Origin of the sequence: Leptotrichia sp. OH3620_COT-345, from assembly GCF_003932895.1 — a bacterium.
Taxonomy (GTDB): domain Bacteria; phylum Fusobacteriota; class Fusobacteriia; order Fusobacteriales; family Leptotrichiaceae; genus Pseudoleptotrichia.
Genome location: NZ_RQYW01000015.1, coordinates 41,888 through 60,631, shown reverse-complemented (window position 1 = coordinate 60,631; position 18,744 = coordinate 41,888). Strand labels below are relative to the sequence as shown.

Here is an 18,744-nt window from a genome sequence, read left to right as displayed (position 1 = left end):
TCATCTCTCATTCCGAATGCCTTTATTTTATTCGACTGCTTGGATTTATTATCCCATTCTTTTTTAAGATGAGTAAACTCTTTATCAAGTAATGTACCAGTTCTGTTTATTCTCTGTTGTACATTTGCATACTGATGTCCCATCATTTCGTCATAAGCTTGAGAAAGAAGAATCTGTTCATTATTTCCTATACTGTTCAGTTTATCAAATAATGCTTTTTCTCTTGAACCTATTTCATTCATATCGTATCTCTGCTCAAGTCCGTCTGCAAAGTTAAATGAATTATCATTTTTAGGAACAAAAGCAGTATAAGGTATTTTTGCCATTATAATTTTTTCAATTTTTCCTGTACGTAAATTAACTTGTGGAGTCGCCATCCATGTCAGTGATCCTGAATATGGAGTAAAGTTAAATATTCCGATATTTGTCTGATCAAGGAAAGGTTTTAAAATTTTCTCTCCTATTATGACATTTTTAGAATTTGTGTTTTCTGAAAATTCAGTACCTATAATTAAGTCACTGTCAATGTTCGGAGTAGTAATTCCTTCTATTGATATAGGCTTAGTTCTTCCTAATGTATCTACATATATTCCAAAGTTGGATAATCCTATATTAGGAGTTACAACATGATTTATTATTTCCATATTAGCATCTTCAATTATTGTTCCGTTTCTTTTTATTACGATTTTTCCGTTAGGCAGTTCAACAATTTCAGTATCTCCTATTGATTTATTAATGCTTGCTCCACTGTTAAACTCTTTTCCTCCATTTGAAGCATTAATAACCCCTCCGGGTCCGTTCAGCATGTTCAGAATATTATTGTTATCTTCTTTTTCAGGCAATGATTGACCGTTTACACCGACAGTGTTTTTGTATTTCACACCATATGATTTTTTACCTTTAATTGTTATTGTTCCATAATTTTTTATAACAGATTTATTACTTTCCGTACCTACTATGAGCACTCCATAACTTCTGTCTGCATCAATATCTATTGTACCGTAATTCTCAAGGGTACTTCCATTCAGAACAGCTACTCCTATTAATCCGTTTACATTATCGTTTCCGGAATAGGAACCGGATTTTATTGTTCCCGTATTTATAAATTTAGCCTTATCATCTACAAATACTCCTGTCATAGTAGCTATTTTATCAGAAACGGTTGCTGAAGAAGCATCAAGATACACGTTTCCGGAATTTCTGATTTCAGTTCCTGCACCTTTTGCGTACATTCCGATACTCAAGTTTCCCGATACGTAAATATCTCCTTTGTTTTCCAATACAGCTCCTTTATCTGCAGCCATCCCTATTCCATAAATAATGTTATCTTTATCCGAACTGTCTGTTTTTCCTACTTTAATTTTTCCGCTGTTTACTGCTTTTGAACCTGTACCTGTTGCATAAATTCCAAGATTTCCAATTCCCTGACTTAAATCGATATTCCCTTTATTATTTACTTGGCCTTTATTTTTAGCATAAATTGCTATTATTCTGTTATGAGGGGAAGTTATTGTTCCGTTATTTTCTATTTCAGATTTTCCATCAGAATACAAATAAGTGGAATCATTACCTAATGTAATTACTGTATTGACAGAATTAGCATATTTATTTATATTTGCTCCCGAATTACCTAATATTACTCCGTATGATTTATTTCCCACGGTTACACTTGAAGCATTATTTATTATATTAACTCCTCCTGTTCCATAAATTCCTACAGGTTCACTATCTTTAACAGTTGAAGTATGATCGGCAACTTTTACAGTTCCTGCCAGATTTATACTTCCTCCTTTTTTATATATTCCTATCCCTTCATCAAATACATTTAAAGATGATGTATTGGTAGTAATAATATTCCCGTTACTTATAGAATAAATACCCACAGATTTTTTTCCTGTATTGATTTGTCCTTCATTAATTATATCTATGGCCGCACCGTCTTTTGCATATATTCCTATTGTCGTATTGTTTCTGTCAGGATCAGAAGAATCACCTACAGTTATATTTCCTTTGTTAGTAAATATCTGATCCGAAGTTCCTTCCAGATATGCACCTACAGTCTTTTTACCGGATATTTCTATATTTCCTGAATTTTCTAAAGTTCTGATCAATCCTCCGGTATTTTTGGAATATATTCCCAATGATTCGTCTCCGCTTAATTTTATTTCTGTACTGTTTTTTAAGTTTGAATTCAGTGAAACTATACCTTTTGACTTTGCAGAAGAACTTTCAATCAAATTTCCTCCCAATACTATATCGGCGTTGTCTGCGTAAATTCCTGTCGAATTTATTCCAAGAGCTATTTTGTTCCAATTGTTAAATTGAGAAGTTCCACTCATATACGCACCTAATTCATTAGGAGATATGTTAATATCATTTTGAGCCATAGTAGCAATACTGTTATTTATAAATAATAACGGTTCTGTATAAGTCTGTAAAGTTCCTATAGTATTATAATTTAATACTGAATTTTCCAGATAAGCAAGACTGCCTCCTTTAGAATAATCAATATTTCCTCTGTTAATATTTATAATAGAATTGTTTCCAAATAAAGCTATTCCTTTTTTACCTACTGTTATATTTCCTGTGGAAGTTATATTTGTTTTCTCAGCATAAATTCCTACTGCCGAATTTTTTACATTTCCTGATGCATCAAGTATTGCATCTCCTACAGTAATACTTCCGCTATGCTCGATATTTGATCTGTTTACTGAAGCCGTATCCTGTTTTACATATATTCCTGCTGTTCCGTTTCCGAGTGTTATATTTCCTAAATTTTTAATGTTCATGGAAATATCTCTTACAGTTTTTACCCCGTTATCAATTTTAAAATTTACTGCATAGATTCCTACAGAATTATTTTTTCCTGATAGATTTCCTTTATTTTGAACTTTTTCAAATCCTACAGAATATATTCCTGCTGAAGAGTTTCCTATTTCTACACTAGCACCTGTATCATTTAAAATTACAGATTTATTGGGTGTCACTCCGTCAAATTTCGGAGTTCCGTCCTTGTATACTCCATAAATTGCCGTAGAGGAATCTCCTACTTTTATTATTCCGGTATTTTTTCCTCTTGCAGATTCAAGATACATTCCTGTTGCAGATGTTGCATTTGTAAAATTGATATTTCCAAGATTTATTGTATCATAGTTATTATCAGGATTGGCAGTATCTTTATAAAGCCAGTTCACGGTAGGATCATTGTCATCTCTGTTTCCTTCGGCAAGTAATCCTATTATATTTTTTGAATTAGGTGCTGCATCTACAGTAACACCGTTTTCTACTACCGCTTCTCCGTTTATTACGTGAGTAAGCACATTTCCTGTTGTTAGTGTAGTATTTGCAGTCGTTCTTGAAATACCGCCTGTAATTCTTATTCTTTCGGCAGAATGTCCGTTATTGTTAAATGTTCCTCCGTTATCATTTATAACGGCACCTTTTTGACCGAATAATCCGACTCCTGCTCCCTGAAGTTCAATCGTTGCACCTGCATTAAAATTTACAGTAGCTCCTTTTGTTACTATTGCTCCTACTCCATTTTCTCCTTTTAATGTTATATTTGCACCCGTATCAATAGTTACAGTTGAAGGAGTTGTCCCATTCCCGTTTCCTATATAAATCGCAGTTCCTGCCTTTGTGCCATTTCCTATAGCTATTTGTCCTTTATAGCTTATATTACTTCCATTTTCAGCAAAAAGACCTACTCCGTTTTCTCCTGTTTCAAGAGCTGTATCTATATTTTTAGTATTTCCTGGACTTCCCTGTCCGTCACTATACATTGCAATCGCATAATTTGAACCGGTAGTGTCCCCTACTTTTACCTTTTTTGTATATCCTGTTATATTGGTATTTCCTTTCAGGAGTAATCCGATAATACCGTTTCCGTTGTTTCCGTTAAGAGTGTAGTCAAGTATAGGACTTGTAGAATTCAAAGTACCTCCGTCAAGGTATACTCCCACTCCGTAGCCTGTTATATTTCCTACGTTTGTACCTATAATTTTTCCTGTATCCTTTATATAATAAGCAACCTGATTTTGGGAAATTGTATTTAGATTTATATTTCCTGTAGAAGCATCCGCTTCAGCTAAATCTGTGAGATACACTGCTACTGAAGAATCTGCATCATTGGATAATATTATATTTCCTACACTTGTAATTTTTGATTTTGGAGTAAATATTCCCACTGTTTGTGCTTTGTTTAAATTGATATTTCCCGTATTTGATATAGTGGAGTTTACATTTGTACTGTTTCCATTTTGAGCAAATATGCCTACGGACTCTCCTGAATTAAGGTTTATTGTACCTGTATTTGAAAGATTTATCGTATCTGCAGCATTGTCTGTTATTCCGTACATTCCTACAGATTTTTTACTTCCGCCCACACTTTCAAGGTTTATAACTCCTGTATTTTTAGCAGTTGTACTGTTTTTAGCAAATATTCCTGTGGAATTGTTTCCGTTAAGAGTTATTATACCGTTAGCATCATTTTCAGTTGTACTTTTATTTCCGTATATTCCTATTGCCGAATCCGCATTTCCGATTATAGTTTTTGAGTTCAACACCGAAGCTCCGTCTGTTGCAGACATTCCTGTAGTAGATTTTCCATTAAGTAGAATATTTCCTTCATTTACAGCTTTACTTGTCGCTCCGTCAACATACATTCCTGCAGATTTACTTCCTATTCCCCCTGGAACATCGCTTAAAATTATAACTCCTGACGAAGCATTACTTATTTTTGCTCCGTTTTTACCGAAAATACCTGTTGATTCTTTTTCAAGTATATTTATATTTTTTCTATTTTCTCCTACAGATTTATCAGAAAATATCCCTACCGAATTTGCTTTTTTCATTGTGATTGTATCATTATTTATAGCTGTCAGTCTTGTTTTATCAGTCGTATTATTTTTAGCATATATCCCCACTGAATTAAGCATATCGGCATCTATATTCTTGTTATTGTTTATTGTAATTCTTCCTGTTCCTGATACTTCTCCATATATTCCTACACTTTGAGTTTCAGTTGTTACTGCTGATGTTAAGGAAATATTTCCATTATTATTCAAAATATAATTTCCATTATCAGTAAATTGACCGAAAACTGCTGCCGAACTTCCTTTAGTAATAGTAACTGTACCTGTTGCAGCATTAGTTACATTACTGTTTTCAGCATAAATTCCTGCTGAGCTTCTTCCCGACATCGTTATCAGACTGTTATTTGTAACTTCCGAACCTATTTTGGCAAATATCCCCGCTGATGAATTTCCATTCATATTTATGGTTCCATTATTTATAACATTTCCTTTATCTCCGAGTATCCCTACAGATTCTATTTCTGTTCCTGTAACTGTACCTGTATTATTCAAAATAAGATTTTCTAGAGTAGAAGTATTGTTTTTTCCATATATTCCTACAGATTTTTTAGTTCCTATATTAATATTTCCATCATTTTCAAGAGTAAGTTTTCTTGTAGCATTTGTAACCAGTTCTCCATACATTCCAACACTCTGATCAAATACCGATCCTCCTGTAAGATTTATGGCTCCTGTATTTGAAAGTTTATAATCTTTTCCTGCATTTCCATCTACTTTACTGAAAATTCCTGCTGAACTTCCTTTTGATACAGTAATAATTCCGCCAGCATCATTTAAAGCATTGCTGTTTTCAGCATAAATTCCTGCTGAACTCGTTTCTGAAATATTTATATTTTTTGAATTTGTTATTTCAGAATCATTTTTTCCATATATACCTGCAGAACCTATATTTGCGATATTAACTGTTCCAAAGTTTGTAACAATTCCTTTATCCACAAGTATTCCTACCGAATTCTGTTTCAGTGTCTCTATTTTGGCTCCTATTTCATTTAAAACTATTCCTTTTGTTTTGTCTCCTGAATTATTCAATACATACATTCCTACTGAATTATTCTGATCCACAGTTATATTTTTTGAGTTTTTTAATGTTGTTATTCCTGTAGTTCCTACATTTATTTCAGCATACATTCCTACACTGTTATCAGGTGTTCCTGTAGTTGTTGTTATATTTATATCTCCTGTATTTGTTATTGTGTAATTATTTCCTGAAGAATTTTTTGCAAACATTCCTGCAGATTTTCCGGCTACTGCTGTTATAGTTCCATTATTTACTGATGTACTGTTTTCAGTATATATTCCTGCAGATTTTTCACCATTGGCAGTTATAGTTCCTGCACTGCCGTTTGTTATAAGTGCATTGTTCTGTCCCAGTATACCTGCAGAACCCCCTCCGGATATTGTTATTGTTCCACTATTTAAAGTTGTTCCTGTATCTGATATAATTCCTACAGATTTTGAATCTGCAGCAGTATTTTCAATGCTTATAACTCCGGTATTCATTATTTCTGAAGAACTTTTACCAAATATACCTACTGATATTTTCCCTTTCATGCTTATAGTTCCGTTTGTATTTTTTACAGTAGATTTCTCAGATAATATACCTACTGTTTTTTCTTTTTCCGCAACTATTGTTCCTGTATTTTCAGCTATCACATTTTCCACATTTCCTGTACCGTTCTTGCTCAAAATTCCTACAGATTCTTTCAAATCGGTATTTATATTTAATTTATTACTTAAAATTAACGGTCCCGTTCCTGAAGCAAGAAGCTCTCCATACATTCCTGCACTTTGGGTATCTGTTACATTTGAAGTTGTTCCTACTTTTATATTTCCTTCATTTATTATGTTTTTTGTATCAATTACTTTAGCATAAATTCCTGCCGAACTTCCTTTTTCAATTGTTATACTGCTTCCAATTTTATTTGTTGCATTACTGTTATCTGAATAAATTCCTGCCGAACCTGTTTCTTTTCCTGTAATATTTCCTTCATTTGTTATATTAGAATTTTTTGAGCCGTAAATTCCTGCTGAACCTGTTCCTTCAACAGCAATTATACCTCCTTGTTTATTTGAAATTAAAGAAGTTTCTCCAAGCAGTCCTACTGATTTCTGTTTTTTTGTATTTACAGTTCCGCTGTTTTCAATAGTTGAATTTTCTTTTCCAAATATACCTATTGAAGAATCTTCATTAGCGGTTATAACTCCTCCTGCAATATTTCTTCCTATTGCTTCGGAAAGATAAATTCCTATTGCACCAACTTTCCCGCTTAAAATGAGACTTCCTTTATTTTCTGTATTTCCTCTTGTTCCACCTGGCGTTCCTAATGCCGACAATGTTGTTTTAAGGTTTGATGTTACCGTTTTTCCTGTATCTATAACAGCTTTTCCGTCTTTAGTTACTAAAAGCTGAGCAGTTTCATTTATATTTAAAAATTTTGAATTGTTTGTAAGATCAATATTTTCTCCTAATGTTACAGTTGAACCTTCCGCACCATAAAATAATGCGGAATTTCTCCCCATTTTTGTAATAACCAGGTTGTTGATGTTATTTCCCGATATTGTCACTTCATTATCTGTAGACGTAGGGGAATCGCCTTTAAAATATACCAGTACCGCATTGTCATCAAGACTTGCCGCTAAGTTGTTTATTACAAATGTATTATTAAATCTGTCGGTTTTTGCAGAAAATAACCCTACAGTTCCATTTCCTAATGTCAATGTCGAACCTGCATTGAAAGTAAGAGTTGACTGTCCGTCGGAATATACTCCTATCCCTGTTTTATTTCCCGTTGAACCTGTTACTTCAATAGGAGCCGAAACCGTTCCTCTCGAGCTTGCTCCTGTATTATATATTGCAACTGCTCCGTTTCCAGCTTTTATTTTATTTCCGCTTCCTGTAGCATGAGAAAATACAGCTCCATTCTGGACATATAGAGCAACTGTACCTTCATTATTCGCAATCAAGTTTCCTGTGTTATTAAATGTAAGGGATGTCGATTTTTTATCTAGGACTACTGCATTACTTCCAATTCCTGTTGATGAAATAGTTCCCGTATTCGAAAATTCTCCTTGCTGAGCATAAAGTCCTATAGAATTTGATGAATTTACAGTGATGTTGCCTGCATTACTTCCTTTTCCCATAACAAGCATATATCCTACCGAATTATTTCCTAAAACATTTACATTTCCTGTTGATGTAATATTTATTTGTCCTGTTCTCTGTTCAGTTCCGTTTGTTACGACCCCTCCTGCTGATGTTTGTGTTCTAAAATTTCTTATATAATTAATACCGTTAACTACAACTCCATAGTTTTCCTGACTTCCGGCTTCTATATTAACGGTTCCGCTTACCGTTATTTCTCCTTTATCTTTTATTCTTGCACCTGTACTTTTTGTAGCAAATCTTCCTATGTTCACCGTTCCTGTAAGTTCTATACCTTCAGTTCCTATAATTTGTCCTGTGGAATTTCTTTGGCCAAAATCATCAAGTTCATTAGATTTTACAGGTCTTGTTTCCACTTCTGTATATACTCCTACAGCCTTTTCAACTTTTCCTGCATCTCCTCCTGTACTGTTTGCATAAGAAAGAGCTGTAGGGTCTTCTTTTCCGATATTTATAGTTCCTCCCGCATATACTCCCTGTATATTATGAAGAAGTCCTATTCCAATAGAGCTGTCACCTGAAACATTAATATTTCCTTTGTTTTCTATTTTACTTTCATACTGTTTTGTATGAAAACTTGCTATCTGTCCTCCTAAAGTAGTAACAGTACCGTAATTACTGTATGTTTTAGATGCAGCCAAAGTACCGTTTGAAGCTTTATTAGCTACTGTAAGAATTCCGAAACTTCCGTGACTTTTTAATTCGATTTTTCCTGTGACATCATTTAAACCTGCCATCATGTTTAAACCTAAATTTTGATTTGGTCCTGAAGCATTAGGATTTTCAGGTCTTAACTGTATTCCTGCACTTTCAGGAGCAAATAAATTTATATTTCCGTTATTTATCATTTCATTTCTTGTGTTATTTGTTGAAGCATCAAAGTTATTAAATCCGAATGCCACCTGATTTTTTATTATATCTCCGTTTATTACACCGCCATTACCGTTTACCGTTCCTTCATTTATTACTTTTATATTGGCAACTCTTCTATTTTCATCTGTACTTGTCATATCAAATGAAGGATTTTGACTGCCTCTCCCTGTATGTGTTCCCTGAACATCTATTCCCACATTTCTACTTCTATTTAAATTTATAGTCCCTATATATCTGAAAGGTTTTACGCTGGTGTCATTATCATCTATTCCTTCATCAATCATAAATGCTCTGGTATCTTCCACATCAACATTAACATTTGTAGTTACTCCATCCAAACCTAGTACTCTTCCCCAAGTGGAAATATAGTTTCCTTTTCTTCCAAAACCTGAACCTGTACCTGCATCGGTAACATTAATAGTAGGCAAAGTTATTCTGCTTTTATAATCCGCATTACCTCTTAAACTGTAAGTTTTACTCAATCCGGCAGGTGTCAGTATAAAGTCTACAGGAGTTACTGTTTCAAAAACAATATTCGGTGCAATTACTGTAGATGGTGAACTTACTGTTAAAGCATTTACTGAAGGCACTGAAGGTGCTGTTATATTTATCCCGATATTCGGAGAAACAGGTGCCGTAACTTCCATTTCAAGCTGTGGAGGTATTATGTTCATTGCAATTGCAGGTGCATTCAAATTGATATTCACAACAGGTGCGGAAGCCAATGCCGGTGTTTCAGGATTAGCCGGATTCTGAACATTTATACTCACAGGCTTTACAAGAGGAAATGTTATTCCCGGTGCTTCGACAGGAGTATTTACACTTATCTGCACATCAGGTTTTACAACATTTGCAGGACTGTCGATTTGATGATTTATGATTATTTCTTCTTTATTAATTGATTTAGGATTTACATTTGCCAAAACCTGTATTTCCACTTCAGGTTCAAAAACATCTTTTAAAGAAATAAAACCATAATTCAGATTTTTATTTGTAGAATATGGACCACTGCCGGATATATGTCTTTGAGATAATATTTCATTCAATGAACGGTCTTCTGTTACAAGAGTACTTCTTTCCATCCATGAAGCTCTGGTATATATTCCTTTAAAAGGATATTTTTCTTTTTTATCTCCAAAACCTTTGTACATCCCTCTCTGGTTATTATAAAAATAGTTCATTCCGAACTGCCATGAATTCCAAGGAGATTTTATTACCTGATCTCCTTGCTCCATTAATTGAATGAGCTCTAAATTTGCATTTTTTAGCAATTTGTTATTTTCTTTTTTTGTTTTCCTGAATAAATCTTTTATATTATTTATTGATACATTAAAGTCCTTTTCTTCCTGACTTAATATATTTTTACTGTTTTCTGTTTCTAAAGATGTTAAACCGGTTGAAAATGACAACATTCCTGTCAGCAGGAAAGTAAATAACAGACTTTTAGTATATTTGATGTCTTTATATCTTTTAGCTAACGCTCTTAATTCTTTTTCTATTTTTTTTAAATCATTACTCAATTTTTTTCTCCTTTACATATCATAATATACTTGTTATTATTTATATAAATTACAAACTGAAAAGAATTTTAAAATGTATTGTTTACAATTTTTTAATCTTATCTGTTTTAAATTATATATAAAATATTACAAATTAGTATATCATTTTTCACTTAGTTTTCAAACATTTTTTTAAGTTTTTTCTACTGATTTTCAAATTTTTTCATATGTAATATCTGATTTTTTAATTAAACAATTTTAAAAAATAAAATCATTTTAATTCTTATTGCTTTTAATATAAAATTTATTATTAATAAAATTAAAATTCTAAAAAATTCATAAAAAATATCCCATAAATTTATTTTTGCTCACAAAATAAAATAAAAATTATTTTTTGAACTAAAATTTTCTTTTCATATATTTTATTAAAATCAATAAAAATTAAATATTCTAATATTCCAAATAAAAAAACTGTTTCATAAGTTTTAATTATACCTTTTACTATTTTTACAAAATAAACAAAATTATTATATATAAAAATTATTTTTGACTTATGAAACAGTTCTTATTTATATTTTTCCTATGTCTTTTCTATAATACATCCCTTTAAAATTTATATTTTTCATTGCATTATATGCTTTTTTTCGTGCTTCTTCCAGAGTATTTCCTAAGCACGTAATATTAAGAACTCTACCCCCTGAAGTAACAAATTTGCTATTTTCTTTCTTTACTCCACATATAAATAACAATTCATCATTATTTTTTTCTTTTAATATACCTGATATTTCATCACCTTTACGGTATTGCTCAGGATATCCTTCGGCAGTTGCAACTACACAGCAGGAATGTAAAGATTTCCATTTTATATTCACTTCATTTAACTTTTTTTCAAAAGATTTTTCTATTATTTGATAAAGATTTGTTTCAAGTAAAGGCAGCACGGCCTGAGTTTCAGGATCACCCATTCTCATGTTGTATTCAAGAAGATACACTCCTTTTTTTGTAATCATAAGTCCGAAAAATATTACACCTGCAAAATCCATATCTTCATTTTGTATCCCTTTTAAAGTAGGTTTCATAATTTTTTCGGTAAATTCTTTAAATATACTTTCGGTAACATAAGGATTCGGACTTATAGCTCCCATTCCCCCGGTATTAAGTCCTGTCTCACTTTCACCTATTTTCTTATGATCTTTTGCTGAAATAAGCGGAACAATAGTTTTACAATCGGTAAAAGAAAGAATGGATGCTTCGATACCTTCCAAATACTCTTCTATTACTATTTTTTCTCCTGATGTGCCAAATTTTTTATTTATCATGATATCAGTAACGGCATCTTTAGCTTCCTTCAAATTTTTTACTATTATAACACCTTTTCCTGCTGCAAGTCCGCTTGTCTTAATGACTACAGGAAAATTATCATTTCTGTAACTATCCAGATATTTTTGAGCTTTTTCATAATTATCAAATATTTCATATTTGGCAGTTTTAATTCCATATTTTTTCATAAAATCTTTTGAATATGCTTTACTTCCTTCAAGGATTGCGGCTTTTTTATCAGGACCAAATATTTTTAACCCTTTGTTTTTAAATTCGTCGACTATTCCTTGAACAAGTAATTCTTCACTCCCTACAATTGTCAAATCTATTTTATTTTTTTCGGCAAAATCCGCATATTCCTTTATATTATTATTAAGACTTAAACTTTCCGTATTAGGCAATAAATCAATTCCTGCATTTCCCGGAGCAATAAATATTTTTTCTATATTCTTATTTTCCTTCAATTTCCATGCAATAGCATGTTCTCTTCCCCCTGAACCTACTATTAAAATTTTCATTTTTCCTCCTCTCAGTTTTTCTATGAAAACTTTTCATAATTTGATCTTCAACATTCAAATTTTGCAACATGAAAAATGTTAAAGTAAGCCGTCATAAAAATATCTTTTTTGTTTTTACAGTGAAGGAGCATTTTTAAGTACTTGTAAAATTTGAGTTGAACGGTTTTTGACTCAAACTTTTTTCAAAAAAGGTTGATAGTACCTCACTAAATTTTTTACAAAAAAACATAGAAAACAATTAAAGTATTTTTAGGTGCAGTCTTTTTTAGAAAAAAGTTAAAAACACTTTAGTGTTTAAAATGTCTTATCCCTGTAAATATCATACTTATCCCATGTTCATTACATGCCTCTATTGATTCCGAATCCCTTAAAGAGCCTCCCGGTTGTATAATAGCTTTAATACCGTATTTAGCGGCTTCATCCACACAATCTCTAAACGGGAAAAATGCATCGGATGCAAGTATTGCTCCTTCTAACGTACCGAGTTTTTCTATCGAATGCTTCAGTGCATGTTCCGTCGCCCATATTCTATTAGTCTGTCCTGTTCCTACACCCTTAACAGTTCCGTCTTTTACTATGACTATCGCATTGGATTTTACATGCTTTACAACTTTCATTCCTAACAGCATATCGTTTCTTTCCTGTTCTGTTGGCTGCTTTTCAGTTACTATTTTCATTTCTTTGATCATTTCAGTATTTGTTTCCTGAACAAGTATACCTCCATCTACTTTTACATATTCAATTTTATCTTGAGGTTTTATAATTCCGCATTGTATAACTCTTAAATTTTTCTTATTTTTCAATATTTCAAGTGCTTCATCTGAAAAAGATGGTGCTATTACTATTTCGAGAAATATTTTATTCAATTCTTCGGCGGTTTTTTTATCAATTTCTCTGTTTATTGCCACAATTCCTCCAAATATTGAAACAGGATCACAGTCGTGAGCTTTAATATATGCTGTAAATGTATCATTTCCCACTGCCACTCCGCAAGGTGTAGAGTGTTTTACCGCACAGCATGCCGTTTCTTCAAATTCTCCTACTACTTTCCAAGCTATATCCATATCCCGTATATTATTAAAAGAAAGTTCCTTACCGTTCAGTTGGGTAAAATCTTTCATACTTCCGTTCTCTGTTGTAGAAATATAATATGCCGAACTTTGATGAGGATTTTCTCCATACCTCAAATCAAATTTTTTCTTATATGAAACATTCAGATATTCAGGATATTCTTTTTCCATTAAGAAATTTGAAATTGCAGCATCATAAGCAGATGTTAAATTAAATACTTTCCCTGCCAGTCTTTTTTTAGTTTCAAAAGAAACTTCACCGTTGCTTTTCATTTCCTTTATTACTGTTTCATAATCTTCCACATTACAGATTACAGTTACATCTTTGAAAGATTTTGCAGCGGATCTCAGCATTGTAGGACCGCCTATATCTATAAATTCCACTTTTTCATCAAAAGATTTATCTGTTTGAACTTCTTTAAAAAAAGGATACAAATTTACTACGACAAAATCAATAATACCTATTCCTTCAGCTTTTATAGTATCCATATGCTCTTTATTTTTTCTTATTGCCAATATTCCTCCATGAATATTCGGATGTAAAGTTTTTACCCTACCATCGAGTATTTCCTTAAAATTTGTAATTTCAGAAATTTCTATTGCATCAAGTCCGTTTTCCTTTAAAAATTTATAAGTTCCCCCTGTAGAAATTATTTCCACATCTTTTTTGATTAAAAATTGTGCAAATTCAAGTATTCCCGTTTTATCAAATACACTTATTAGAGCTCTTTTTTTCATTTTATTTCCTTTCAGTCAATTATTTTATTCGGGACTGTTTCATAAATTACAGACTTTTTATATTTATTAATTTTTCTATAATCTATTTCTGCACTTCAAAACTGATATTTATAATATTTTTTAATAATATAATTTTATCAAATAGAATATAATTTAATTTTAAATATTCCTGATATATATTAAACATCTATTTTATCTTCATCTGATTTAGCAGTATACCTAAAAGTCATTTTCAATTTATTAAACAGTCCTGTCCCCGTTTTTTAAACTTCTTACATATTTTTATTCACTTTTATCTGTTATTTTTTAAATTTTACTACATCTGAATATGTTGAAAATTTATTTTTATTGCTCTTCCTTATTTATCGCGAAATCAGTTTTTTAATTCCTTCTATAAGTAATATATGTTCTTTTTCAAGAACTCTTTTTTGAAGCGTTTCAGGAGTATCATTTTTCAAAACAGGAACTTCCATTTTCATTATAGGTTTTCCTGTATCTATCCCGCTGTCTACATAATGAATAGTACAGCCGCTTTTCTTTTCACCATTTTCCAAAACAGCTTTATGAACTTTTAATCCGTACATTCCTCTTCCTCCGTATTTAGGAAGTAAAGACGGATGAATATTAATTATTTTCTTATTCCAGTCTTGAATAAATTCTTTCGACAATATGGATAAATACCCTGCCAGGATAATATATGAAATTTCTTCATCAGTATTTTTTAGAAGCAGATTTATTTCTTCTGAAAGTCTTTTTCCGAATATTTTTCTTTCAAGTACGACTGTCCTTATTTTATAATTTTTAGCTCTTTCTATGGCATAACAGTCTCTATCCGCTATTACATAAGAAATTTCACAATTTAAACTTCTGTTTTCAATATTTTCAATAATTGCCTGCAAATTCGATCCTGAACCTGATACAAGGACTGCAATTTTTGTTTTTATTTCAAACATAACTTTTGTTCTCCCTTACTTATATATCCTACTTCATAAGCGTTTTCTCCACTATCAGAAAGAATATTGATAACCGTTCCGACATCATTTCTATCAACTATTACTATAAATCCCACACCCATATTAAATGTCCCCCACATTTCATCTTCCACTATTTTTTTAAATATTTCATGTCTGAATAATTTATGTATATTAATTTTTTTCTTTTCTATATTTGCACATAATCCATCAGGAATTGTTCTCGGAATATTTTCAATAATTCCTCCACCTGTAATGTGTGCCATTCCTTTAATTTTGACCTTTTTCATTACTTTTTGAACGGATTTCACATATATTCTTGTAGGTGCCAACAGCCATTCTCCTATTGATTTTCCTTCATATTCAGCATTAAAATCAGTAAACAGTTTTCTAAGGAGAGAAAAACCGTTACTGTGAGCTCCGTTTGAAGAAAGGGCTATGATAATATCTCCGTCTTTTACATCTGAACTGTTCACTATTCTCTCCTCTTCTACTACACCCACTGAAAATCCTGCAATATCGTATTCTCCGTCAGAATAAAACCCCGGCATTTCAGCAGTTTCTCCTCCTATAAGTGCAGCCCCTGCCTGTAAACAACCATCTACAACTCCCTTGATTATTTCAGAAGATATGTCGGAATCCAATTTTCCACATGCAAGATAGTCAAGAAAAAAAAGCGGCTTTGCTCCATGACATAGAATATCATTTACACACATTGCGACACAATCTATTCCTACAGTATCGTATTTCCCCATTTCAAATGCAACTTTCAGTTTTGTTCCCACTCCGTCAGTTCCTGAAACAAGTACCGGCTTTTTATATTCTCCTAATTTATACAATGCTCCGAAACTGCCAAGTTCATTCATAACATTACTGTTGTATGTACTTCTGACTTTGTCTTTTATTTTTTCCACTGTCTTATACCCTTCTTCTTTGCTGACACCCGCATCTTTATATGATATAGACATTTTTATTCTCCTTTCTTATCTAAAATTATTTATCTTTTCAAAATATTATTTTTCTATTTCATTCAAATAAATAATATTTGATTTTTATAATTTAGAATTATTCTTCATCTTTTTTAAAACTGTCTAAGTTCACATCTCTATTTTGAAGAGCCTTTTTCATATTTCTATATGAAAGATAATCCAGTGAAGTTGCTCCTATTTCATTTCTTATTCCTTCAACTGAAAGTCTGTTTCCTATGAGCTCTTTACCCGCAATATTTACTCCAAAGTAAGATTCATTTATTACTACAGGAGAAGCCGACCTGAAATGTACTTCTTTTGCTCCTGCATCAAAAAGTATTTTAATAAGAATTTTTGATGTTGTTCCCCTCACAAGTGAATCATCTACTACTACCACTTTTTTACCTTCTATAAGACTTTTCATCGGATTTAATTTTACTCTCACCGCTTTTTCCCTCAATTCCTGAGTAGGAAGTATAAATGTTCTTCCTATATATTTATTTTTTATAAGTGCAGATCCGTAAGGTATACCGCTTGCTTCCGAATATCCTATTGCCGCAGGCACTCCTGAATCAGGAACTCCTATAACCAAATCCGCTTCTATGGGATTCTGTTCATATAAAAGTCTGCCGGATTCATGTCTCACATTATAAACACTTAAACCGTCAATTACACTGTCAGGTCTTGCAAAATAAATATATTCAAAAGATGAATAATATTTTTTATCTCTATTATCATATTTTATAGAGTCTAAACCGTTTTCATCCATTATTACAAGTTCTCCCGGTTCTATATCTCTGACAAAATTTGCACCAATTGCATCCAATGCACATGATTCGGATGAAAGGACATAAATTCCGTCACCTGTTTTTCCAAGGCAGAGAGGTCTTATACCTAAAGGATCGCGTATACCTATTAATTTATTATTTATTATTATTGCTAAGGCAAATGCTCCTTCAAGCTTTTTCAGTGCATTTAAAATTGCTTTCTTATACCCGTATTTTGCATTTTTTCCCAACAGTTTCAATATAATTTCAGTATCGGTCTTAGTTTGAAACAATGAGCCGTTTTCCATAAGTTCCCGTTTTAACATTTCAGTATTCAGTAAATTTCCGTTATGAACTATAGACACTTTTCCTAAAAGAGATTCTCCTCTCAAAGGCTGGTAACTGTGTCTTGATGCTCCTCCTTCAGTAGAATATTTTAAATGCCCTACAAGTATGTTTCCTTTGTAATTTTGCAGTTCTTCTAAAGAAAAGACATCTGCTACAAGACCTTTATTTTTGACTGTCTTCTGTCTTATTCTGTTGTCTGATACAGTGTCAAATATGCTAAAGCCTGCACTTTCCTGTCCTCTATGTTGAAGAGCATACATTCCGTAATATGCCAGTCCTACAAGATCATTTCTTACTTCTTTTGAGTATAAAGCAAATATTCCTCCTTCTTCAATTTTATCTGCACTTTTGACACTTCCCATTTCTACTCCTTTCTATTTTTCCAATCTGTTCAAAATTTCCAGATATGCTTCTTCTATTCCTCCTAAATCCTGTCGGAATCTATCCTTATCAAGCTTTTTACTTGTAAATTTATCCCATAGTCTACATGTATCGGGAGTTATTTCATCTGCAAGAAGTATTTCTCCTTTACTGTTTTTTCCAAACTCAATTTTAAAATCAACAAGTACAATTCCTTCTTCATCAAATACTTTTTTCAGAAGTTCATTAATTTTTGAAGTTATTTTATATATATGTGCCAATTCTTCAAATGTAGTTAATTCCATTGCAACCGCATGATAATCATTTATTAACGGATCACCGTACTCGTCATTTTTATAGCATATTTCAAATATCGGTATTTTGGGTATTGTGCCGTCTGCTACTCCCGTTCTTTTGGCCATTGACCCTGTTATTACATTTCTTACTATAACTTCAAGGGGAATTATGGACAGCTTTTCACATAACTGGTCTCTTTCATTAAGCATTTTCTTAAAATGAGTTTTTATTCCTTTTTTTTCTAAAACGGAAAATAACTTTGAGGTAATTTTATTGTTTATAATTCCTTTATCTTTGATTATTCCTTTTTTTTCACCGTTTCCCGCCGTGGCATTATCTTTATAATGTATAATTACCAAATTTTCATCATCAGTAGAATATACCTGTTTTGCTTTTCCCTCATAAATAAAATCTTTTTTCTGCATTTTTTTATCCTCCATTCCATCTTTTTAAAACCTTTTTACAAAAAAGGTTGAATATTATTTTCTTTTATAAATTTTTCTTTCATTTCTTTTCTAAAATTAATCAGTTTTTCTCTTATATCATTATATTTTAATGAAAGTATCTGTACTGCCAGCATTCCTCCATTATATGAATTATCAATTCCTACAGTTGCTACAGGAATTGACTTCGGCATCTGTACAATGGAATAAAGTGCATCAAGTCCACCAATTGCTCCATTTAAAGGTACTCCTATAACAGGTAATACTGTTTTTGAAGCTATTACTCCCGGCAGATGTGCTGCCAATCCTGCTCCTGCTACAATTATTTCAGCTCCTTTTTTTTGAACCTCCTCTAATACTTCTTCCAGTCTTTCAGGAACACGATGAGCCGATAAAATATAAGCTTCGTATTCTATTCCGAATTCTTTAAGACAATTTGCCGTCCCTTTCATTTTTTCTATATCAGATTTACTTCCAAAAAATATTGCTACTTTCATCTCTGATTTTCTCCTTTCATTATTCAAAATTTAAAATT

General features: G+C 32.0%; 8 protein-coding genes. All 8 read right to left on the bottom strand.

Features of this window, described 5'->3' with window-relative positions:
• Nucleotides 1–10,430, bottom strand: a 10,430-nt coding sequence (locus EII29_RS09040; protein ID WP_125237201.1) for an autotransporter-associated N-terminal domain-containing protein, incomplete at its 3' end; no start/stop codon positions are given.
• 548 nt (nucleotides 10,431–10,978) lie between these two features.
• A complete protein-coding gene (purD, locus tag EII29_RS09035; protein WP_125237200.1) occupies nucleotides 10,979–12,247 on the bottom strand; it encodes a phosphoribosylamine--glycine ligase in 1,269 nt (422 codons plus the stop codon).
• A 287-nt stretch (nucleotides 12,248–12,534) separates the two neighbouring features.
• Nucleotides 12,535–14,055, bottom strand: coding sequence for a bifunctional phosphoribosylaminoimidazolecarboxamide formyltransferase/IMP cyclohydrolase (purH, locus tag EII29_RS09030; protein ID WP_125237199.1), 1,521 nt, complete (start codon nucleotides 14,053–14,055; stop codon nucleotides 12,535–12,537).
• 362 nt (nucleotides 14,056–14,417) lie between these two features.
• Nucleotides 14,418–15,008 (bottom strand): phosphoribosylglycinamide formyltransferase, encoded by a 591-nt coding sequence (gene purN, locus EII29_RS09025; RefSeq protein ID WP_125237198.1) that lies wholly within the window; start codon nucleotides 15,006–15,008, stop codon nucleotides 14,418–14,420.
• Nucleotides 14,996–15,994, bottom strand: a complete 999-nt coding sequence (purM, locus tag EII29_RS09020; RefSeq protein ID WP_125237197.1) for a phosphoribosylformylglycinamidine cyclo-ligase — start codon at nucleotides 15,992–15,994, stop codon at nucleotides 14,996–14,998. Before purM ends, purN begins: the two co-directional genes overlap by 13 nt.
• Before the next feature lie 97 nt (nucleotides 15,995–16,091).
• Complete coding sequence (gene purF, locus EII29_RS09015) at nucleotides 16,092–17,471, bottom strand: amidophosphoribosyltransferase (RefSeq protein WP_125237196.1); 1,380 nt, start codon at nucleotides 17,469–17,471, stop codon at nucleotides 16,092–16,094.
• 12 nt (nucleotides 17,472–17,483) lie between these two features.
• Nucleotides 17,484–18,191 carry a phosphoribosylaminoimidazolesuccinocarboxamide synthase gene (gene purC, locus EII29_RS09010; RefSeq protein WP_125237195.1) on the bottom strand — a complete coding sequence of 236 codons (708 nt, stop codon included), beginning with the start codon at nucleotides 18,189–18,191 and terminating at the stop codon, nucleotides 17,484–17,486.
• Between the two features lie 35 nt (nucleotides 18,192–18,226).
• Nucleotides 18,227–18,706 carry a 5-(carboxyamino)imidazole ribonucleotide mutase gene (purE, locus tag EII29_RS09005; RefSeq protein WP_125237194.1) on the bottom strand — a complete coding sequence of 160 codons (480 nt, stop codon included), beginning with the start codon at nucleotides 18,704–18,706 and terminating at the stop codon, nucleotides 18,227–18,229.
• Nucleotides 18,707–18,744: the final 38 nt, after the last annotated feature.